Raw genomic sequence first — 20,419 nt, forward strand, 5'->3', positions numbered from 1 at the left:
ATCGCCCGCGGCGACGCCCTGGGCGTTCACGTCAGTCACGAGTTGCCTCCTGGCCTGCGGCGTCGTCCTCCTGCGGGGGCGCGACGTCGACGGCCTGGTTGTCGATCAGTCGGGTGGTACCCACGCGCGCCGCGACGAGCAGCAGCGCGTCACCGGTGTGGTCGGCGGGCACCTCCTCCACGGTAGCCGGGTCGACGAGCGCGAGGTAGTCCACCACAACGTCCGGGGCGGCGTTGAGGATTCCCGACGCGGTCGCCAGGACGGCCGCCACGCCGTGCCCGGCCGCGGCCTCCAGCCCCCCGCCGCGCAGCGCCTGGGACAGCGCGAGCGCGGAGGTCCGCTCGGCGTCCGACAGGTAGGCGTTGCGCGACGACATCGCCAGGCCGTCGTCCTCGCGCCGCGTCGGCACCCCCACGACCTCGACGGGCAGGTCCAGGTCGCGGGCCATGCGGCGCACCGCGAGGAGCTGCTGGGCGTCCTTCTGCCCGAACAGCGCGACGTCGGGCCGGGTCAGCTGCAGCAGCTTGAGCACCACGGTGAGCACGCCGTCGAGGTGCCCGGGACGGAACGCGCCCTCCAGCACCTCGCCGATGCGTCCCGCGCTGACCCGCACCACGGGGTCCCCGTCCGGGTAGACGACGTCCGGCGTCGGCGCGAACACGAGGTCCGCGCCCACCCCGGCGAGCAGCGCGACGTCGCCGGCGAGGTCGCGCGGGTACTTCTCCAGGTCCTCGCCGGCCCCGAACTGCAGCGGGTTGACGAAGATCGTCACGACGACCTGCCCGGTGGGGCCCGCCTCCTGCCGGGCCCGCCGGACGAGCTCCAGGTGGCCGTCGTGCAGCGCGCCCATCGTCATGACGACCGCTCGACGGTCCGTCGGCTCCGGGCCGCTGAGGGTCCACGCGGAGAGCGCGTCGCGCAGCTCCGCGCGGGTGCTCACCACGACGGGGCCGGGCGCCGGCGCGGTGTCGTCGGGGGTGTCGTCGGTCATGGCTGCTCCCGGGGGGTGTCGTCGAGGACGTCGAGCAGCGTGCGCGCGGCGTCGGCGTCGATGCGGTGGCTCGCGAGCGCACGGCGCGTGGCGCCGCGGGCGAGCACGGAGTAGGACTCCGGGACGTCGGTGGCCCCGGTACGGGTGGCGAGGTCGCCCAGCGCGGCGAGGTGGGTCGTGACCGTCCCCGCGTCGCCGCGGGACACCGGCCCGGTGAGCGCGGAGATCGCGCCGGGACCGACACCGTCGCGCAGGTCGGCGGCCCGGGTCGCGCCGTCGAGGGCCGCGCCGAGCAGCGGGGCCAGGACGCGCCCGGGACGCTCCACGCCCGCGGCCTCGAGCGCCTGCGCGGCCTGCGCCACCAGCACCACGAGGTGGTTCGCGCCGTGCGCGAGGGCCGCGTGGTAGAGCCCGCGGGCGTCCTCGTCGACGACGACGGGGTCCCCGCCGAGCTCGACGACGAGCGCCTGCGCGATGGGCAGCACCGCGGCGGGCGCGGTCACCGCGAACGTGCAGCCCACGAGCCGGGCGAGGTCGAGGGACATCCCGGAGAACGTCATCGCGGGGTGCACGGCGAGCGGGATCGCCCCGGCGCGGCGGGCGGGCTCCAGCACGCCGATGCCGTAGCGGCCGGACGTGTGGACGGCGAGCTGGCCGGCCTGCCAGGCCCCCACCTCGGCGAGGCCCGCGACGAGGTCGCCCAGGGCGTCGTCGGGCACCGCGAGCAGCACCAGCTCGGCGCGCTCCACGACCTCCGTGACCTCCAGGTGGGGGACGCCGGGCAGCAGCGTCGCGATGCGCTCCCGGGACTCGGCCGAGACCCCCGACGCGCCCACGACGGCGTGCCCCGCGGACCGCAGGGCGCTACCCAGCACGGCCCCGACACGGCCCGCGCCGACGATCCCCACTCCCAGGCGGCCCGGCCGGGACGCCGGGTCCCCGGCCGGCGTCACCGACGGCGGCAGCTCCGTCATCCCTGCTCCGTCCCGGTGGGCGCCAGCTCGGCGACCGCCTCCATCCAGCGTTCCGGCGGCTGGTGCGCGCGCGCCGTGCGGGCACGCACCGCCTGCGCGGCCAGCAGCCCGGCGGCGTCCGCGTCGTCGAGGTGCGGCACCCGCGGCGCGACCGGGCCGGGCGTCGAGTGCACGGCGAACGTCGTCAGACCGCGGCGCCGCTGCCACGGACCCTGCTCCAGCCCGAGGGACTGGGTGCGCTCGTGCGGGACGACGACGAGGCTGCGGGTCAGGCGACCGGTGCGCAGCAGCAGCACGCGGTCCGCCACGGCGAACCCGTTGCGGCGCCAGCTCCACGGGTCGAACAGCCGCGCACGCCGCGGGCTCGTGACGAACACGGAATCCGTGCGGGCGTCGCCCGTCAGCCCCTCGTCGAGCAGCGGCGCCACCTCGTCGGTGCGCAGGTCCGGCAGCACCAGCCACAGCGCCGTCAGCGCCTCGTCGCGCGGTCCCACCGGCAGCAGGACGTGCTGGGTGTCGTTGCCCTCGGTGCCGTACCCGGCGACGTTCACCTTGACGCGCCACCAGCCCTTGCCGCGCCACCAGAAGCCCTGCGTGATCGACAGGGCCTGCACCCGCCCCGGCGGGATCGTCTGCGCGCGCGTCTCCAGCAGGCCGTGGCGCAGCCGGATGCCGTCCGGCGAGATCGCCGCCCGGAACCCGAACTCGCCCGCGAACCGGCTGAACAGGTAGGCGCCACCACCGAGCAGACCCGGCAGGACCGAGCCCAGCAGACCGAAGTTGCGGGTCACGCCCACCGCGACGCCCAGACCGCCGAACGCCAGCAGGATCAGCCACACCACCGGCAGCCGCAGCAGCGACACGACGAGCCGCGACGGCGGCACCTCGTAGACGAGGTTCTCCGGCGCCTCCAGCGCGGGCAAGTCCGCGGCGTCCGCGTCGGGGGTGCGCACCGCCGGCACGTCGTCGCCCGCGGGCGACACGACGTCCGCACCGGCACCGCCGTCCGCCGCGACCGCCGCGCTCTGCCCCGCCGCGACGTCGGAACGGTCGACCGCGGCGCCCGCCGTCCCCACGGGTGCGCCGTCCCCGGCGCCGGTCCGTGCCTTGCGGGCCTTGACGCCCGCCGCACGGGCGAGGATCTCGGCCCGGAGCTGGTTCGCGTCGTCGATGCGCAGGAACCCGATGGTCACCGCCGAGTCGGCACCGCCGGCGACCTCCAGGGAGAGCTCGGCCAGCCCGAACAGCCGCGCCACCAGGGGCTGGCGCACGTCGACCGCCTGCAGCCGGTCGAGGCGGGCGTGCCGCTGCTGGCGGAACAGGATGCCCTTGCGCAGGTGCGCGGCGTCGTCGTCGACCGCGTACGTCGTCATGCGCCACGCGAGCACCGTGAAGCCGACCACGACCCCGAGGAACAGCAGGACGGCGAGCACCGCCGCCCACCAGAACCGCGCCACCTGGCCCGCGACCTCACCGGCGACCTCGACCGAGTCGATCGCCTGGTTCCCCAGGACGAACAGCAGCGCGACGAACGCCGCCCAGGTACGCACCAGCGGCGTCACCGGGTGCACGCGCCTCCACCGCCGGTCGTCGTCGGTGCCCGTCCCGTCCGCCGGCGTGCCGGCCCCCGTCGTGGTGCCGTCCGCGCTCACAGGCCGGCCAGCCTCGCCTCGCCGCGGGCCGTGAGGCGGTCGCGCAGACGCTCCGCCTCCTGCGGGGCGAGCCCCGGGATCTCGGCGTCGGAGCTGGCCGCTGCGGTGTGGAGCTGCACCGTCGCGATGCCGAAGCGCCGCGCCAACGGGCCGGCGGTCACGTCCACGAACTGCATCCGGCCGTACGGCACCACGACGAGCTGGCGGAACAGGATGCCCTTGACGATGAGGAGGTCGTCGTCGCGCTCGGCGTACCCGATGGCGCGCACCTGCCGCGGGATCACCAGCAGCGCCCACACCAGCGGGAGGACCAGCGCCGCGACGGGGATCCACAGCCACGGCGTGACGACGACCGCCAGGACGGCGCACACCAGCGCGGGCAGGCCCAGCCACAGGGACACGAGGAGGAGCCGGACCGGCACCAGCCGGTCCGAGACGCGCGTCCACTCCACGCCGGCGGGGGCGAACGGCCCCCGGACCGCCTCGGGGTCGTCGGCCGCGGGATCGGTGCTGCTCATGGGCCCATCTTGTCATTCCCCGGCGCGGCCGACGTGCCCGGGACGCCGTGGCGCCGCCGGGCGCCGGAGCGCCGCGGACGCCGGAGGGTCAGGACGCCAGCGGCTCGGCGTCCTCGGCGCCGTCGTCCGGCGGGGGCAGCTGGCAGAACTTCTCGACGACGAGCCCGACGACGGCGAGCCCGACCGCGGCGAGGGCCGCGACGCCCGAGACGATCGCCTGGTCGCGCCGCGCCTCGACCTCGAGCTGGGGCAGCACGACGATCACGGCGGCGGCGTAGCGGCCCGCGAGGAGCGCCCCGGTGTACGCGGCCGCCTTCGCCATCGCGAAGGTGCGGGCCGCGCGCAGCCCGTCGAGGCTCGGGCGGTCCCCCCGGAGGTAGGCGCGCACGCCCCACCCGGCCCACAGGACCAGGCAGGCCAGCAGCACGAGGGCGACGACCTCGACCCAGGCGGCGCCGGGCAGGTACGTGCCGCGGCCCTCGAGGAGCCGCAGGACCGCGGCGCCCCCGACGGCGACGAGGAGCGTCAGGCCGGCGAGGGTGCGGACCCGGGTGCGTCGCACGTCAGGCGCGTCCCGCGGGGTCGGCGCCGAACCCGCCCGCGCCCTGCGGCGGCACCGACGGCGGCACCTGGACGGACGCGACGGGCAGCGGCTGTGCGGGGCCCTGGGCGTCCGGCAGGTAGGCGGGCGGCTCCTGCCGCTCGGCGAACACCGGGATCGTCGCCGGGGGCCCGTAGGCCTCGGGACGGTACGGCTGCGAGGCTGCGGCCGGCTCGGTCTGGAACCGCTCGGGCCGGTACTGCTCCGGCGCGGGGTGGCCCGGGTGGTGGTCCTCGGGCCGGAACTGCTCCTGCCGGTACTGCTCCTGTTGGTACTGCTCCGACTGCCGGGCCTCGGACCGGTGCTGCTCGGCAGCGCGCCCGGCGGGCTGCGCCGCGAACGACGGCGCGGCGGGGACGGACAGGGCGGGCGGCGTCGCCGAGGCGGCGTCGGGGGTCCCGCCGGCCGGACCCCACGGGGTGGACTCGACGACGCCGGCGGGCGCCGGCGGCTCCCACGCCTGCGGCTGCTCGGGTGCCGGGGACCAGGTCTGCGGCCGCTCCGGCGCCCACTCCTGGGTCGGGGGCTGCTCCCAGGCGGGCCGGGACGGCTGCTCGGGCGTCCAGGTGACGGGCTGCTCGGCCGCGGGCTCCGGGGTCCACACGGGCGCGGCGGGCGCCTGCGGCTCGGCCGGGACCTGCTGCGGCGACCACAACGGAGCCGGCTCGGGGGCGGGCTGCACGTCCGCGGTCGGCTGCTCGGGCTGCCAGGCCTGCGGCTGCTCGGGCGACCACTCCTGCGGCGTCGCCACCTGCGGGTGCCGCGGCTCGGGCGGCACCTGCTCCGGGGTCCACACCGGCGGCTGGGGCTGCTGCTCGGGGACCCACGCCTGCGGCTCCTCCGGCCGCTGCTCGGGGACCCACGCCTGCGGCTGCTCGGGCTGCTGCTCCGGCGTCCACACGGCGGGCTGCTGGGGCTGCTCGTGCCGCACCGGCGCCTGGACCTGCTCCGGGGCCCACGCCTGGGGCTGCTCCGGGTCCGGGCCGGGCTGCTGCTCCGGCTCCCAGGCCGGCGGCTGCGGCGCGCCCCACGGGGGCGTCGGCTCGCCGTGGGACTGCTCGGTGCCGTGGGACTGGTCGGTCGCGTGCGCGCCGTGCTGCGGCTCCTCCGACGGTGCCGCGGCCGGGGCGTCCTCGGCGGGCTCGTCGGCCGGCTCCGGCTGGACCGGGACCGCGCCGGTCAGGGCGGGCTCCGTCAGCCAGTCGAGCGCGAGCCAGCGGATGCCGCCGCGGTCCGGGGCGGTGGCGGCGAGCTGCGCGACGGGACCGCCGCCGAGCCCGCCGAGCACGGCCTCCGGGTCCAGCTCGGCCCACGGGACGAGCACGAAGGCCCGCTCGTGCGCACGCGGGTGCGGCAGGTCGAGGTCGTGGGACGTCGCCGTGAGCGAGCCGTACTGGACGACGTCGACGTCGAGCGTGCGCGGACCCCACCGCTCCTCGCGGACGCGGCCGTGGAGCAGCTCCACCTCCTGGCAGACGCTCAGCAGGTCGCGCGGTGACAGCGAGGTGCGCACGATGAGGACCGCGTTGAGGTAGTCGGGCTGCTCCGGGCCGACGGCGGCGGTCCGGGCCAGCGGCGAGACCTCCATGACCTGCACGCCGGGGACCCGGTCGATGTCGGTGACGGCGGCACGCAGGGTGCCCTGCGGGTCGCCGAGGTTCGCGCCGAGCGCGATGACGGCGTCCACCGCGGTCGCGGGCGCCGCGTCCAGGGGGTCCACGACGGGCTCGGGCTCGGGCTGCTCCGGCTCGGGCGGCGCGGGCACCGCGAGCTCCGCGGCGTCGACGGGTGACGCCTCGCCCTCGTCGTCGGCGAGGTCGGGCACGAGCGCGAGGGCCGGGGACGGCGCCACCTCGACGGGAGCGGGCTGCTCGACGTCGCGGAGCACCGGGGCGGGGACCGCCGGCAGGCGCTGACGGTCACGCCGGACGACGATCTCGACGTCCTCGAACGGGACGCTGATCGGCGCCTGGGGCTTGTGGACGCGCACGTCGACCGCGTGCACCGCGGGGCGTGCCAGCACGGCCGCGGCGATGCGCTCGGCGACGGTCTCCACGAGGTCCACCGGGTCGCCGGCGAGGATCGCGTGCACGTCCTCGGCGACCTCCGCGTAGCTCACGGTGGCGTCCAGGTCGTCCGACACGGCCGCGGCGGACGTGTCGAGGTGCAGCACGACGTCCGCGCGGAACGTCTGCCCCTCGACCCGCTCGGCCGGCAGCACGCCGTGGTGGCCGACGGCGGTCACCCCGGTCAGCCGGATCTGGTCGAGCGGGTGCCCGTCGGGCCCCACCACGGTCTCGGCGTACGTCACTCGGGTGCCTCCGTGTGCTGCGGGTGCGCCGCGCGGCGCACCGGGTCGTCGTCGATGGTGCGGGCGGCATCCTCCCACGCCGCGGCCACGTGGACGGCGTCCACGCTCGCCCGCGCGGCGTGCACGCGCACGCACCAGGCGCCCGCCCGCGCCGCCAGGGCGGAGACCGCCGCGGTCGCGTGGTCGCGGGCCGCGGGCGGCACCGGCTCGGCCCGGCCGGCGGCGGCCGGGCGGGCCAGGAGGTGTCCCAGGAACCGTTTGCGGGAGGCCCCCACGAGGATCGGGCGCCCCAGGGACCCCAGGGCGTCCAGGTGGGCCAGCAGGGGCCAGTTCAGTGCCCCCGCCTTGGAGAAGCCGAGGCCCGGGTCGAGGATCACCTGCTCCGGCGCGACGCCTGCCGCGTGCAGCGCGTCGAGCCGCTGCGCGAGCTCGTCGCGGACGTCCGCGACGACGTCGTCGTACACCTCGAGGTCGTCCATGACGTCGCTGTGACCGCGCCAGTGCATGGCCACGTAGGCGACACCGGTGCGGGCGACGACGTCGGCCATCGCCGGGTCGGCGAGGCCCCCGGAGACGTCGTTGACGATCCGCGCGCCCGCCGCGACCGACTCGGCCGCCACCCGGGAACGCGTCGTGTCGACGGACACCACGGCGCCCGCTGCCGCCAGCCGGCCGATGACCGGGATGACGCGCGCGAGCTCCTCCTCCTCGGTGACCCGCGCGGACCCCGGACGGGTCGACTCCCCTCCGACGTCGAGGATGTCCGCGCCCTCGGCCAGCAGGTCCAGGCCGTGCCGGACGCCCGCCTCGGGCTCGAACCACTCCCCGCCGTCGGAGAACGAGTCCGGCGTGATGTTGACCACGCCCATCACCAGGCAGCGACCCGTACCCGACAGCTCCGGGAGGCCGGCGACCCCGACGTCGCGAGTGAGCATCGGCTACCGCCCGAGGATCAGGCTCATCGCCTCGGCCCGGGTGGCCGCGTTCTGCATGCCGCCGCGCACGGCCGACGTCACCGTCCGCGCCCCCGGCTTGCGGACCCCGCGCATCGACATGCACAGGTGCTCGCACTCCACGACGACGATGACGCCGCGCGGGTCGAGGATGCGCACCAGCGAGTCCGCGATCTGGGTCGTCAGGCGTTCCTGCACCTGCGGGCGACGTGCGAACACCTCGACGAGCCGCGCCAGCTTCGACAGGCCCGTGATGCGGCCGTCCGTGCTGGGGATGTACCCGATGTGCGCGACGCCGTGGAACGGCACGAGGTGGTGCTCGCAGGTGGAGTACACCTCGATGTCCTTGACCAGCACCATCTCCTCGTGGCCGATGTCGAAGGTGGTGGTCAGCACCTCCTCCGGCTCCTGGCGCAGGCCCGCGAAGATCTCCCGGTAGGCGCGCGCCACGCGCGCCGGCGTGTCCTTGAGGCCCTCGCGGTCCGGGTCCTCGCCGACGGCGAGCAGCAGCTCGCGCACGGCGGCCTCGGCCCGGGCCTCGTCGTACGGGGGCACGTCGGCGGCGGCGCGCATCCCGAGCGACACGGGGCTCAGGGGCAGGTCGGTCCCGGTCACGCGCGGCTCCCGTCGTCGCCGTCGGCGTCGCCGCGCGCGTCACCCTCCGCACCGGCGTCCGGTGCGGGCGCGACGACCGTCCCGTTGCCCGCGGCGGACGCCTCGGCCTCGGCGTTGCCCACGTAGGCCGCCTCGTCCTGCGGCAGGCCGACGTGGTGGCCGTTGGTCGACGCCTGCTCGCGCTCCGTCATGACCGGGCCGCGGGTGTGGACAGTGCGCTGCTCGCTCGACAGCCACACGTCGCGGGCCTCGCGCTTGGTGACCGGCGCGAAGATCTCCGCCAGCTCCGCCTGGTTGAGCGTCTCCTTCTCGAGCAGGCGCAGCACGAGGTCGTCCAGGACGTCGCGGTACTGGGTCAGCACCTCCCAGGCCTCGTCGTGCGCCGCCTCGACGAGCTTGCGGACCTCGTGGTCCACCGTGCCCGCCACGGCCTCGGAGTAGTCGCGCTGGTGGCCCATGTCGCGCCCGAGGAACGGCTCGGAGGAGCCGTTGCCGAGCTTGATCGCGCCGACCTTCTCGCTCATGCCGTACTCGGTGACCATCTTGCGGGCGATCGACGACGCCTTCTCGATGTCGTTGCTCGCGCCCGTCGTGGGGTCGTGGAACACGATCTCCTCGGCGACGCGCCCGCCCATGGCGTACGCGAGCTGGTCGAGCAGCTCGTTGCGCGTCGTGGAGTACTTGTCCTCGGTCGGCATGACCATCGTGTAGCCGAGCGCCCGGCCGCGGGGCAGGATCGTCACCTTGGTGACGGGGTCGGTGTACCGCATCGCCGCCGCCACCAGGGCGTGGCCGCCCTCGTGGTACGCGGTGATCTTCTGCTCCTTGACGTTCATGACGCGCGTGCGCTTCTGCGGGCCCGCGATGACGCGGTCGATCGCCTCGTCGAGCGCCCGGTCGTCGATGAGCTGCGCGCCCGAGCGGGCGGTGAGCAGCGCGGCCTCGTTGAGGACGTTCGCCAGGTCGGCGCCGGTGAACCCGGGCGTGCGGCGCGCGACGGCCGCCAGGTCGATCGACCCGACCATCGGCTTGCCCTGGGCGTGCACCTTGAGGATGTGCTCGCGGCCCTTGAGGTCCGGCGCCTCGACGGCGACCTGCCGGTCGAAGCGGCCCGGGCGCAGCAGCGCCGGGTCGAGGATGTCGGGACGGTTCGTCGCCGCGATGAGGATGACGTTGGTCTTGACGTCGAACCCGTCCATCTCGACGAGCATCTGGTTGAGCGTCTGCTCGCGCTCGTCGTGGCCGCCGCCCATGCCGGCGCCGCGGTGGCGGCCGACGGCGTCGATCTCGTCGATGAAGATGATCGCGGGGGCGTTGTTCTTCGCCTGCTCGAACAGGTCGCGCACGCGGGACGCGCCGACGCCGACGAACATCTCGACGAAGTCCGAGCCGGAGATCGAGTAGAACGGCACCCCGGCCTCGCCCGCCACCGCGCGTGCCAGCAGGGTCTTGCCGGTTCCCGGCGGGCCGTACAGCAGCACGCCCTTGGGGATCTTCGCGCCGACCGCCTGGAACTTCTCCGGCTCCGCGAGGAACTCCTTGATCTCGTGGAGCTCCTCGACGGCCTCGTCCACGCCCGCGACGTCCGCGAACGTCACCTGCGGCATGTCCTTGCTGATGAGCTTCGCCTTGGACTTGCCGAAGCCCATCACCCGGTTGCCGCCGCCCTGCATGCGGGACATGACGAACCAGAAGATCACCAGGATGATGAGGAACGGGATGAGGAACGACAGCATCGAGCCCCAGAACGAGGGCTGCGGGACGCTCGTGTCGTAGCCGTCGGCGAGGTCCGCGCCGGAGACCGCCGCGACGACGTCCTCCCCCTGCGGCTGCACCCAGAAGAAGTCGACCTTCGTGCCGTGGTCGACCTCGTCGTCCGTGCCCTCGTCGGAGACGTACTTCTCGCTGAGGTCCAGCTCGACCCGCTGCTCGCCGTCGACGATGAGCGCGTGGTCGACCGTGTCCCCGGCCAGGAGCTCCATGCCCTGGGACGTCTCGATGCGGCTGATGCGCTCGCCCGAGAAGGCGGAGAACGCGAGCGCGACGACGATCAGGCCGATCGCGATCCAGACGAGCGGGCCGCTGAAGATCTTCTTGAGGTTCATCCGTGGCGGGGTGCTGCCCCGCATCCCTTCGTTCGGGCGGTGGTTCGTCTCACGAAACTACACGCGCACGCTGAGAGTTCCCGGGGCTGTTCGCCCAGGGCGTCGACCTCAGGAGTAGACGTGGGGGGCGAGCGTGCCGATGAACGGCAGGTTGCGGTACTTCTCGGCGTAGTCCAGCCCGTAGCCGACGACGAACTCGTTGGGGATGTCGAAGCCCACGTACTTGACGTCGACGTCGGCCTTCGCGGCGTCCGGCTTGCGCAGCATGGTCGCGATCTCGACGGACGCGGGGCCGCGGGAGCGCAGGTTCTGCACGAGCCACGACAGGGTGAGGCCCGAGTCGATGATGTCCTCGGCGATGAGCACGTTGCGGCCGGACAGGTCGGAGTCGAGGTCCTTGAGGATGCGCACGACGCCGGACGACTTGGTGCCGGACCCGTAGGAGGAGACGGCCATCCAGTCCATCTCGACCGGGTGGTGCAGGCGGCGCGACAGGTCGGCCATCACCATGACGGCACCCTTGAGGACGCCGACGAGCAGCAGGTCCTTGCCGGCGTAGTCGGCGTCGATCTGGGCGGCCATCTCGTCGAGGCGGGCACCGAGCTGTTCCTCGGTGAGCAGGATGTCGGCGAGGTCGCCGGAGACGTCCGACTGGTCCACGGGGGTACTCCTTGCGGGTGCGGGGCGGGGGCGCGCGGACGTCCGCGACGGCCGCAGGATTAGCCTGCCACACGCGCGCAGCCCCCGTGCGTCGCCGGGGAGGTGCACGGGGCCCTGCCCGCGCCACGCGACGACGAGGGCGTCGAGGGCGTCGACGTGCCTCGCGGTGGTGGTCCCGGGCGGGCAGCCGACCCCCGTCGCGGCGGCCCGCAGGGCCCGGCGGCGCAGCGCGGGCGGCGCCGCGGCCAGCACCTCGACGTCCAGGACGACGTCGGCCGTCCCGCCGTCCGCCCCGCCGTCCGCCGAGGTGGCACGTCCGGTCGCGAGGTCGCGCTCCCGGGGTACGACCTCGCGACCGGAGGTACGACCTGGCGGCGGGGAGTCGTGGTCGACGACGCGGCTGCGCGCCAGGAGGTCGGCCGCGAGGACGTCCAGGAGGTCGGCGTCGTCGCGCAGCTGCGCCGCGCTGCGCCCGAGGGCCTCGACCGCGCCCGGGCCGAGGACGTCCGCCAGCGCGGGCAGCAGGTGGCCGCGGACCCGCGACCGCAACGGACCGCCGTCGGGTGCGTTGGTGGGGTCGTGCCACGGCTCGACGCCGACCGCGGCGCACACCGCCTCGGTGGTGGCGCGACGCAGCCCGAGGAAAGGCCGCCGATACCTCCCCCGCCGGGCGGGCATGCCCGCCAACGACCGCGCGCCGCTGCCGCGCGCGAGCCCCAGGAGCACCTGCTCGGCCTGGTCGTCGAGGGTGTGCCCCAGCAGGACCACCGTGGCCCCGAGGTCGTCCGCGACCGCGTCGAGGGCGGCGTACCGGGCCTGGCGCGCCGCGGACTCGGGGCCGTCCGGCGACGCCGCCACGGCCACGCGGCGCACGACCACGGGGTCCAGGCCGAGGTCGCGGCACTGCGCGGCGGCCCGCTCCGCGACCCGCGCCGAGCCGTCCACCAGCCCGTGGTCGACCACGACCGCGCCCGCCCGGACCGCGTGCCCCCGGGACCGCACGGACCGGGCGACCCGCCGCGCCTCCGTCGCCAGGACGGCGGCCAGCGCGAGGGAGTCGGCACCGCCGGAGCAGGCCACCAGCACCGTCGCGTCCGGCGGGAGGTCGGCGAGGTCGGCCCGCACCGCGGTGCGGGCGGCGGCGAGCGCCGGGTCGACCCGCGCCATCAGCGGGGCCCTCGCCGGGCGGGGCGGCGGTCACCGTCGCGCCGGTCGGGGCACCGGGGACGGTGCGGTCGGCCGGCTCCCCCGTGGGTCATCGCGTCCACCTCAGCCGTGCACGCGGCGCACCCAGGCGCGCGGGTCGGCGATCTCGCGCTCACCGGGGAGGTTCTCGGGGCCCGCCCACACCGCGTTGAGGCCGTCCACGCCGACGGTGCGGCGCACCTCGCGCACGAACGCGGCGCCGTCGCGGTACTGCGCGAGCTTGGCGTCCATGCCGAGCAGGCGGCGCAGGACAACGTCGAGGCGGGGGGCGCCCTCGCCGTCGCGCCGCTTCTCGAACCGGGCGCGGATGGTGCGCACGCTGGGCACGACGCGGCGGCCGACGGCGTCCATCATGACGTCGGCGTGACCCTCCAGGAGCGCCATGACGGCGGTGATCTCGGCGAGGCGACGCTTCTGCTCGGCGCCGACGACGAGGTCGAGCGGGGTGGCCAGGTCGCCGCGGACGGCGTCGACGAGGGCGCGGCCGACCGTGGCGACCTTCTCCCGCAGCGGCGCGCGGGACAGGCCGACCGAGGTGGCGGTGACGTCGCCCAGGAGGTCGCCCAGCCGGCCGGCGAGATGGTCGGCCAACCAGGGGGCGGTGGCGAACTGGAGGGCGTGGGTCTGCTCGTGCAGGCACACCCACAGGCGGAAGTCGGGCCCGTCGAGGCCCATCGCGCGCTCGGCGGCCAGCACGTTGGGGGCGACGAGCAGCAGGACGGGGCGGCCCGGGCCGTACGGGTCGAACTGACCGAGGACCTTGCTGGACAGCAGCGCGAGGAGGCCGCCGACCTCCGCGGCGCCGACGAGCCGTGCGGCCTGCGACTCGGGCAGTCGGGCCTCGTCGCCCAGCGCGTGCAGGACGGGGTCGGTGAGCCGCGCCATCGAGCGGGTGTTGGCCAGCGCCCAGGTGGCGCGGTCCACGACGCGCACGTCCCCGAGGTCGGGGGCGACGGGTTGCATGCGGGTGACGCGCAGGACGTGCTCGACCGCGTCGCCGGCGGCGGTGCGCAGCCCGCCGACCAGCTCGTCGAGCTCGTCCCGGGACGCGACGGGGCCGGGTCGCGCGACACGGCGGGCGACCTGGGCCGCGGTGGGCCAGTCGACGGCGTGGCTGGGGGACGTCACGGGTCCACCGTAGCGACGCGATCCGCCGGCACGCGTCAGGGGCCGTCGGTGGTGCAGCCGCAGGCGGCGAGGTCGCCGACGAGGTCGTCGAAGATGAGGTTGGCGCCGTAGGAGCCGCCCTCGGGGATCTTGTCCGCGACGAGGGCGAACACGAGGAGCCGGTCGTCGGCCGTGACGACGGTCCCCGCGAGCGAGCGGACGTCGGGGAGGCTGCCCGTCTTGGCGCTGGCGAACGCGCGCCCCGGGTTGCCGTCGGGGAACCGGTCGGCGAGCGTGCCCTCCAGGCCGGCGACGGGCAGCCCGGTGACGGTCTCGCGCAGGGCCGGGTCGGCCGCGGCGACCGCGAGGGTGTCGACGAGCATGCGGGCGGACAGCCGCGAGCCGGTGCCGAGGCCGGAGAGGTCGGTCAGGACGGCGCCGTCGAGGTCGACGCCGAGACCGGACACGACCTCGGTGACCGCGCTGATCGCGGCGTCCTGGGAGCCGGGCAGCCCGGCGTCGATGGCGACGAGCCGCCCGACGACCTCGGTGAGCGTGTTGTCGGACTCCTCGAGGAGGTAGCTGACGATCTCGCCGAGGGGCGCGGACTCGACGCGGCCCACCTCGCGGGCGGACGACGCGACCTTCTCGCGCCCGATGGTGCCGCGGACCGTGAGGCCGTGCTGCTCCAGGGCGGCGGCGAACGCGTCGGCCGCGGCGAGCGCCGGGTCGGCCTCGCGGCGGGCGTACTTGTCGTCGGTGAGGCGCGCGACGTCGACGGCGAGCGCCGCGACGGGGGCGACGTAGCCGTCGGCGACGTCGGTCGCGCGCACCGTCGGGGCGACGTCCGGGCCGGTGAACAGGGTGTCGTCCACCGCGAGGGTGACGGCGTCGGTCCCGGTGAGGGTGACCTGGGCGGCGACCTGCGCGGCGAGGTCGCCGAGCCCGGCGCGTCCGTTGACGGCGTCCGGGTCGCCCTCGCCCGCCGCGAGCATCATGTCGCCGCCGCCGACCAGGACGACGTGCGTGTCCCCCTGGAGCATCGCCAGGGTCGGGAGGGTGACGTCACCGCCGGGGCGCACGTGGGCCGCGACCGCGGTGAGGACCTTCTGGGTGGACGCCGGGACCATCAGCGTGTCGGGTGCCGCCGCGCCGAGGGTGTCCCCCGAGGTGGCGTCGGTGACGACCACGCCGACGCGCTTGCCGAGCCGGGAGTCGCCCGCGACGTCGGACACCAGGTCCTCGACCGTGCCGGCGTCGGGGACGGGGGCGTCCTCGGGCAGCGGCGGGACCGCGACCTCGGGGCTCGGACCCGTCGTGGCGCCCGGCGCCGTGGGGAACGGGGACGGTGCCGGGTAGGGCTCGTCGAGGGTGACCATGCCCGGCACGACGTCGTAGGCGTCGGCCACGAGATAGCCGCCGAACAGCGCGAGCACGGTGACGACGGTGGTGCCGACCTTGAGCCGCCACCCCATGCGTCAACCTCCGTGTCCCGTGAACCTGGTCACAAGCAGGTTCGTCAGCGCGTATTCTCGCACGATTCCGCCCGCCGTCGGCGCCCGCCACGGCGTCCGGACGAGGGCCTGCATGGCACACTGGGTGGGCGCGCAAGCACCCACGACTGGAGGAACAGTGGAGTTCGACGTCACCATCGAGATCCCGAAGGGTCAGCGGAACAAGTACGAGGTGGACCACGAGACCGGTCGCATCCGTCTGGACCGCATGCTCTTCACCTCGACGCGTTACCCGGACGACTACGGGTTCATCGAGGGCACCCTCGGTGAGGACGGCGACCCGCTGGACGCGCTCGTCCTGCTGGAGGAGCCGACCTTCCCCGGGTGCCTCATCAAGTGCCGGGCCCTGGGCATGTTCCGCATGCGGGACGAGGCCGGCGGCGACGACAAGGTGCTGTGCGTGCCGCTGGGCGACCAGCGCGCGGCGTGGCGCCAGGACATCGACGACGTGTCCGACTTCCACCGCCTGGAGATCCAGCACTTCTTCGAGGTCTACAAGGACCTCGAGCCGGGCAAGTCCGTCGAGGGCGCGCACTGGGTGGGTCGCGAGGAGGCCGAGGCCGAGATCGAGCGCTCGATCCAGCGGGCCAAGGACGCCGGCTACCACCACTGACGCGGTCGGCGCAGGCCGGCAGCCCGTCACCCGGCAGGGTTACCTGCCCGGGTCGCGGCTGCCGGCCTTCGTCGTCCCCGGGTCCGGCCCGCACGGATCACCCGGGACCGCCCTACCCGGAGCCCCGGCGCGGGCGTAGCCTGCGAGAAGGCACCCCCGCGACGCCCGGGCCCCCGGTCCACCGCCGCGTGTGGCGGCCGTCCCAGGCAGGGGGATCGACGATGATCTGGGCGGGGGCGCGACCGGGCCGCGCGGCGGCCGTCGCGGTGACGACGACCGTCGGCGTGCTGCTCGCCGGGGTGCTGGCGGCGGCACCGGCGTCCGCGGAGCCCGAGTGCCTGGGCGCCAGCAGCGACTTCGACCGGGACGGGTCCGCGGACACGGTGGTCGGGGCGCCCGGGGGCGGCAGCGTCCGCGGGAGCGTGACCGTCCACCTGTCCGGGGGCGGCGACCCCCGCACCGTGGTGCTGCGCGGACCGGTCGGGTTCGGCACGTCCGTCGGGCAGGTGCGCTCCTACGAGCGCGAGGGCGACGACGAGTTCTGCACGCAGCTCGTCGTGGGGAGCCCGGAGGAGACCGTCAACGGGATGCCGCGCGCCGGCGCCGTGCACGTCTACTCCTACGACAGCACGGTCGAGGAGTTCCAGCTCCGGGGCCGGGTCACCGCGGACTCGGAGAGCGTGCTGGGCGTCCCGCAGACCGGGGCCCGGTTCGGCGCGACGGTCGCGTCGGCCTCGTTCGCCGAGGAGACCATCGACCCGGTGTCCGAGCTGCTGTGGGTCGGGTCGCCGGGGCACGACCTCACCGGCGCCCCCGACGCGGGCCGCGTCACGTCGTTCGTCCTCACCTCCGGCGACGGCGAGCTCCTCGCGACCGGCGGGGACGTCCTCGACCTGCCGGACGTGGGCGTCCGCGGGTCGGCCGCGGCCGGCGCCCGGCTGGGCTCGGCGCTGTCGGTGCGCGGCACCGTGCTGGCGGCCGGGGCGCCCGGCCTGCGCGTCGGCGGGGACGCCGGCGCGGGCGGCGTCGTCCTCGCGTTCACCCCGCTGGTGTTCCCCGACGAGCCGGAGGACCCCGTCCAGCACGCCCCCGTGCTGGTGCACCAGGACCTCGCGCGCGTCGCGGGCGTCGCCGAGGCGGGCGACGCGTTCGGTGCCGCCGTCCACCTCGTGCCCGTCCGGAACGATCCCGCCGTCGACCTCGTGGTCGGGTCGCCGGGCGAGGACCTGGGCGGGCGGGCCGACGCCGGGATGGTCAGCGTCGGCCGGGTGCACCCCGCCCTGAGCACGCCCGCGGGCGACTTCCGCTCCGTGCACCAGGGCACGCCGGGTTCCGCGGGCAACGTCGAGGCGGGCGACCGGTTCGGCAGCGCCGTGTCGTCGGCGTACCTGCGCTGGACGTGGCGGGTCGTCGTCGGGGTCCCCGGGGAGGACGTCGGGTCGGCGCGGGACACCGGCATGGTGCAGGTGCTCGGCACCGACCAGGGCTGGCACCAGGGCTCCCCCGAGGTCCCGGGCGGCAACGAGACCGGCGACCGGATGGGCGCGACGCTCGGCGGCGACCCCGGGGTCCGCGACGGCCTCGCCCCCGACGTCGGCGTGCCGGGCGAGGACGCGGCCACCGGCGCCGTCATCACCGGTCTCCTGGAGGAGGGTGCCGTCGTCGACCGGGAGCGCGGCACCACGGCGGGGGCACGGTTCGGTCAGGCCCTGGCCCCGTGACGCCCGCCCGGGGACGGTGGTCCCGGAGGACGACGCCTCAGGTGCGGCGGATCCTCAGCGGCGGCGACACGACGGTCGACACGTGCTGCGTGTCGGCGGGCACGTAGCGCACCCGCAGGTAGACGCTGCCGCGCCCACCGTCGGCGCGGCGCAGGAGCTTCGCCGGGATCCGCACCTTCTGGTCGCCGCGGTCGCTCGCGGTGAGCCGCCAGGTCACGCCGGACCGGGTGCGCCAGCCGTCGTTCCGGGCGGACGGATCACGCGTCTGGAGGACGAGCTTCCCGCGCTCCGGCAGCCCGGCCGTGCGCACCCGCACCAGACCGGGCTCGGCGCGGCCCAGGTCCGCGCCGACCCGGTAGGTCGTCGTCGGCATGGTCAGGCGGACCTTCGGGCGCGCGCGCTCCACGGTCGTGCGCAGGGTGCCCCCTCCCGTGTCGTAGCGCGACGACGACGGCGTGAAGCGGACCTCGAACCGTCGCGTGCCCGGCTCCACGGCCGTCGCCCCGAACCAGACGTGGGCACGCCCGTCGACGACGGTCACCGACCGCACGGTCCGCCCGTCGAGGGACAGCACGGCCCTCCCGTCGACCCTGGCGCCGTCCTCCGCGGTGACCTTCAGGGTCACTCTCTCCGCCGTGCCGTAGGTCCACGGGCCGTCGTGGTCCAGGTCGGTCCGCGTCGTCAGCGGCGGCTTCACGGTGACGTCACGACGCACCCGGGGCGAGTCGGCGAACCAGGCCGTCCCGTCGTACCAGACGAAGAACGGGACCGCTGTGCCCAGACCGAAGTGTTCCGGGTCGACGCGGAACGTCGCCTTACCGTCGCGGAGGGACGCCTCGACCGTGGTCGCCGCGCTGGCCCACCGGGACAGCACCACCTCGCCCGCCACGGGGACGTCCGGACCGAGGTCCGACGTGACCCGCACGGTGACCTCGACCGGACTCCCGTGGCGCCAGGTCCGGGGGTGCTCGACGGTGACCGCCACGGGGCGGGGCGCGACGCGGGCGTCCAGCACCCAGGTGCTCAGCACGGTGCCCGTGGCGGTGTCGCGCTGGGTCACGCGGTAGCGGCTGACCCGTTCGGTGCCGGTGACGGGCAGCTCGGCGACGCCGCCGACGAGCGGCGCCGTGCCGAGCACGGTCCCGCCCGTCGAGGCGAGCTCGATCTCCCCTGCGAGCGGCAGGTCCGTGCCGGTGAGGTCGATCCCCACCACCGCGGGGTCACCGTAGACCCGGGCGTCCCGTACCACCGGCCGGGTCGGGGCCACGACCTGCACGTCCGCCGACGCCGTCGACCACGCGCTCGCCGGGTCCGCGCTCGGCCCCTGCCAGACGTCGAGGCGGTGCTCGCCGACGGTCGTGTGGCGGTCGCTCAGCTCGAAGGTCGCCCGCCCGTCGACGAGCGGAACCACGGTGCGCGCCGTCCCGTCGACGGTGAGGAACACCCGCGGGGCGGGCAGCCCGTCGTGCACGGCCTCGATCTCCATCGTGACGGCCTGGCCGGCCCACCATCGATCGGCCACCGTGAGCGTCACGGCGCTCGCGGGCTCCGACGCGGCGGCGGGGACGAGCCCGGTGGCGACGAGCACGGCGACCAGCCAGGCGGCCACGACGGTGGTGGTCCGCCTCGTCCGACGGGGCATGCGGGTCCTCCGAGGGGGATGGGCCGCACGGTCGCGGCGGACGGTGCGCACGGTCGCGGCGGACGGCCGGCGCGCCCAACCTAGCGCGCTTCTCGACCCCTGACCAGGAGGAACACCGGACCTGGTGCAGCACCGCCGCGCGTGGACCTACCGTGGTCCCATGCTCGCCACCGTGATCCACGCCGCCCATGACATCCGCGTCGAGACCCGCCCCGACCCGGTGCTCCGCACCCCCCACGACGCCGTCCTGCGCGTGCTGGCCGCCTGCGTGTGCGGCTCCGACCTGTGGCCGTACCGCGGGGTCGCTCCGACGAAGGCGCCGCACCCGATCGGGCACGAGCTCGTGGGGGTCGTCGAGGAGCTGGGTGCCGAGGTGACGTCGGCATCCGTCGGGGACGTCGTGATCGTGCCGTTCTCGCTGAGCTGCGGGCGGTGCCAGTCGTGCCGGGCGGGGTTCCCGTCCGCGTGCGACGTGGTGACGTTCTTCGGCTCGACGGATCGGGACGGCCACCCGGTGGACGGCGCGCAGGGCGAGCGGGTGCGGATCCCGCTGGCGCAGCACTCCCTGTTCCCGGTGGGTCGCACGGAGGCGGAGGTCGAGGCGGCGGGGCTGCTGCCGCACCTGCTGACACTGTCCGACGTGATGTCGACCGGGCACCACGCGGCGGTGTCCGCGGGGGTCGGCCCCGGTGACACGGTGGTGGTCGTCGGCGACGGCGCCGTCGGCCTGTGCGGCGTGGTGGCGGCGCGGCGCCTGGGCGCGGAGCGGGTGGTGGCGATGTCGCGGCACGCCGACCGCGCGGCGCTGGCCCGGGAGCTGGGCGCCACCGACGTGCTGGCCGAGCGCGGCGAGGAGGGCGTCGACGCGCTGCGGGAGCTGCTCGGCGGCGACCTGGCCGACGCCGCGCTGGAGTGCGTGGGCACCGAGGAGTCGATGGCGCAGGCGCTGGGGTCGGTGCGCGGCGGTGGTCGCGTCGGGTTCGTCGGGGTGCCGAACGGCGGCCCGACGCTGCCGGTCCGCCAGCTCTTCGGCCGCAACCTCACCGTGGGCGGCGGGATGGCGCCGGCCCGCGCCCACATGGCGACGCTCCTCGACGACGTGCTGTCGGGCGCGATCCGGCCGGGCCTCGTGTTCGACGCCGAGATGCCGCTGGCCGAGGCGGCCGAGGCGTACGCGGCGATGGACGAGCGCCGGGCCACGAAGGTGCTGCTGCGGCCCTGAGCGCCCTTGACCCG

General features: G+C 75.8%; 16 protein-coding genes and 1 pseudogene. 3 read left to right on the forward strand and 14 right to left on the reverse strand.

Features of this window, described 5'->3' with window-relative positions; genetic code table 11:
• Positions 1 to 31: 31 nt before the first annotated feature.
• From panC to dacB, 13 genes and pseudogenes are all read right to left on the reverse strand, one after another.
• Positions 32 to 991 (reverse strand): pantoate--beta-alanine ligase, encoded by a 960-nt coding sequence (gene panC, locus ATJ88_RS15530; RefSeq protein WP_098464604.1) that lies wholly within the window; start codon positions 989 to 991, stop codon positions 32 to 34.
• Positions 988 to 1,965: a Rossmann-like and DUF2520 domain-containing protein gene (locus tag ATJ88_RS15535; protein WP_098464605.1), complete on the reverse strand. Its 978-nt coding sequence runs from the start codon at positions 1,963 to 1,965 to the stop codon at positions 988 to 990. The genes panC and ATJ88_RS15535 overlap by 4 nt, the downstream gene beginning before the upstream one ends.
• Entirely contained in the window at positions 1,962 to 3,617 is a 1,656-nt protein-coding gene (locus tag ATJ88_RS15540) for a PH domain-containing protein (protein WP_098464606.1), read from the reverse strand. The genes ATJ88_RS15535 and ATJ88_RS15540 overlap by 4 nt, the downstream gene beginning before the upstream one ends.
• On the reverse strand, positions 3,614 to 4,135 hold the full coding sequence (locus ATJ88_RS15545; protein ID WP_098464607.1) for a PH domain-containing protein: 522 nt from the start codon (positions 4,133 to 4,135) through the stop codon (positions 3,614 to 3,616). Before ATJ88_RS15545 ends, ATJ88_RS15540 begins: the two co-directional genes overlap by 4 nt.
• Before the next feature lie 88 nt (positions 4,136 to 4,223).
• Positions 4,224 to 4,697, reverse strand: a complete 474-nt coding sequence (locus ATJ88_RS15550) for a DUF3180 domain-containing protein (RefSeq protein ID WP_098464608.1) — start codon at positions 4,695 to 4,697, stop codon at positions 4,224 to 4,226.
• Position 4,698: 1 nt separating this feature from the next.
• Complete coding sequence (gene folK, locus ATJ88_RS19050) at positions 4,699 to 7,047, reverse strand: 2-amino-4-hydroxy-6-hydroxymethyldihydropteridine diphosphokinase (RefSeq protein ID WP_098464609.1); 2,349 nt, start codon at positions 7,045 to 7,047, stop codon at positions 4,699 to 4,701.
• Complete coding sequence (gene folP / locus ATJ88_RS15560) at positions 7,044 to 7,982, reverse strand: dihydropteroate synthase (RefSeq protein ID WP_098464610.1); 939 nt, start codon at positions 7,980 to 7,982, stop codon at positions 7,044 to 7,046. Before folP ends, folK begins: the two co-directional genes overlap by 4 nt.
• 3 nt (positions 7,983 to 7,985) lie before the next feature.
• Positions 7,986 to 8,573, reverse strand: a complete 588-nt coding sequence (folE, locus tag ATJ88_RS15565) for a GTP cyclohydrolase I FolE (protein WP_098465410.1) — start codon at positions 8,571 to 8,573, stop codon at positions 7,986 to 7,988.
• 38 nt (positions 8,574 to 8,611) lie between these two features.
• Positions 8,612 to 10,720: an ATP-dependent zinc metalloprotease FtsH gene (gene ftsH, locus ATJ88_RS15570; RefSeq protein ID WP_098464611.1), complete on the reverse strand. Its 2,109-nt coding sequence runs from the start codon at positions 10,718 to 10,720 to the stop codon at positions 8,612 to 8,614.
• 108 nt (positions 10,721 to 10,828) lie between these two features.
• Positions 10,829 to 11,380: a hypoxanthine phosphoribosyltransferase gene (gene hpt / locus ATJ88_RS18620; RefSeq protein WP_211287597.1), complete on the reverse strand. Its 552-nt coding sequence runs from the start codon at positions 11,378 to 11,380 to the stop codon at positions 10,829 to 10,831.
• A 48-nt stretch (positions 11,381 to 11,428) separates the two neighbouring features.
• Positions 11,429 to 12,547, reverse strand: a pseudogene (gene tilS, locus ATJ88_RS18625) (tRNA lysidine(34) synthetase TilS); the annotation flags it as partial.
• A 102-nt stretch (positions 12,548 to 12,649) separates the two neighbouring features.
• Positions 12,650 to 13,714, reverse strand: a complete 1,065-nt coding sequence (locus ATJ88_RS15580) for a zinc-dependent metalloprotease (RefSeq protein ID WP_098464613.1) — start codon at positions 13,712 to 13,714, stop codon at positions 12,650 to 12,652.
• Between the two features lie 35 nt (positions 13,715 to 13,749).
• Positions 13,750 to 15,168, reverse strand: coding sequence for a D-alanyl-D-alanine carboxypeptidase/D-alanyl-D-alanine endopeptidase (gene dacB, locus ATJ88_RS15585; RefSeq protein WP_098464614.1), 1,419 nt, complete (start codon positions 15,166 to 15,168; stop codon positions 13,750 to 13,752).
• Positions 15,169 to 15,325: 157 nt separating this feature from the next.
• On the opposite strand from dacB, the gene ATJ88_RS15590 reads away from it, so the two are divergent.
• A complete protein-coding gene (locus tag ATJ88_RS15590; protein ID WP_098464615.1) occupies positions 15,326 to 15,820 on the forward strand; it encodes an inorganic diphosphatase in 495 nt (164 codons plus the stop codon).
• 221 nt (positions 15,821 to 16,041) lie between these two features.
• Positions 16,042 to 17,541, forward strand: a complete 1,500-nt coding sequence (locus ATJ88_RS18430) for a hypothetical protein (protein WP_170023668.1) — start codon at positions 16,042 to 16,044, stop codon at positions 17,539 to 17,541.
• A 37-nt stretch (positions 17,542 to 17,578) separates the two neighbouring features.
• On the opposite strand, the gene ATJ88_RS15600 is transcribed toward ATJ88_RS18430, so the two are convergent.
• On the reverse strand, positions 17,579 to 19,183 hold the full coding sequence (locus ATJ88_RS15600) for a hypothetical protein (RefSeq protein ID WP_098464616.1): 1,605 nt from the start codon (positions 19,181 to 19,183) through the stop codon (positions 17,579 to 17,581).
• Between the two features lie 160 nt (positions 19,184 to 19,343).
• Between ATJ88_RS15600 and ATJ88_RS15605 the strand changes: the two genes are divergently transcribed.
• Positions 19,344 to 20,405 (forward strand): zinc-binding dehydrogenase, encoded by a 1,062-nt coding sequence (locus tag ATJ88_RS15605; RefSeq protein WP_098464617.1) that lies wholly within the window; start codon positions 19,344 to 19,346, stop codon positions 20,403 to 20,405.
• Positions 20,406 to 20,419 lie beyond the last annotated feature (14 nt).

This window comes from Isoptericola jiangsuensis, from assembly GCF_002563715.1.
In the GTDB taxonomy this organism is placed as follows: domain Bacteria; phylum Actinomycetota; class Actinomycetes; order Actinomycetales; family Cellulomonadaceae; genus Isoptericola; species Isoptericola jiangsuensis.

Excerpts from the sequence above, each read along its gene's own strand:
- panC (WP_098464604.1), bottom strand. The coding sequence starts at position 991 with ATGACCGACGACACCCCCGACGACACCGCGCCGGCGCCCGGCCCCGTC.
- ATJ88_RS15535 (WP_098464605.1), bottom strand. The coding sequence starts at position 1,965 with ATGACGGAGCTGCCGCCGTCGGTGACGCCGGCCGGGGACCCGGCGTCC.
- ATJ88_RS15545 (WP_098464607.1), bottom strand. The coding sequence starts at position 4,135 with ATGAGCAGCACCGATCCCGCGGCCGACGACCCCGAGGCGGTCCGGGGG.
- folP (WP_098464610.1), bottom strand. The coding sequence starts at position 7,982 with ATGCTCACTCGCGACGTCGGGGTCGCCGGCCTCCCGGAGCTGTCGGGT.
- folE (WP_098465410.1), bottom strand. The coding sequence starts at position 8,573 with ATGCGCGCCGCCGCCGACGTGCCCCCGTACGACGAGGCCCGGGCCGAG.
- ftsH (WP_098464611.1), bottom strand. The coding sequence starts at position 10,720 with ATGAACCTCAAGAAGATCTTCAGCGGCCCGCTCGTCTGGATCGCGATC.
- dacB (WP_098464614.1), bottom strand. The coding sequence starts at position 15,168 with ATGGGGTGGCGGCTCAAGGTCGGCACCACCGTCGTCACCGTGCTCGCG.
- ATJ88_RS18430 (WP_170023668.1), top strand. The coding sequence starts at position 16,042 with ATGATCTGGGCGGGGGCGCGACCGGGCCGCGCGGCGGCCGTCGCGGTG.
- ATJ88_RS15600 (WP_098464616.1), bottom strand. The coding sequence starts at position 19,183 with ATGCCCCGTCGGACGAGGCGGACCACCACCGTCGTGGCCGCCTGGCTG.
- ATJ88_RS15605 (WP_098464617.1), top strand. The coding sequence starts at position 19,344 with ATGCTCGCCACCGTGATCCACGCCGCCCATGACATCCGCGTCGAGACC.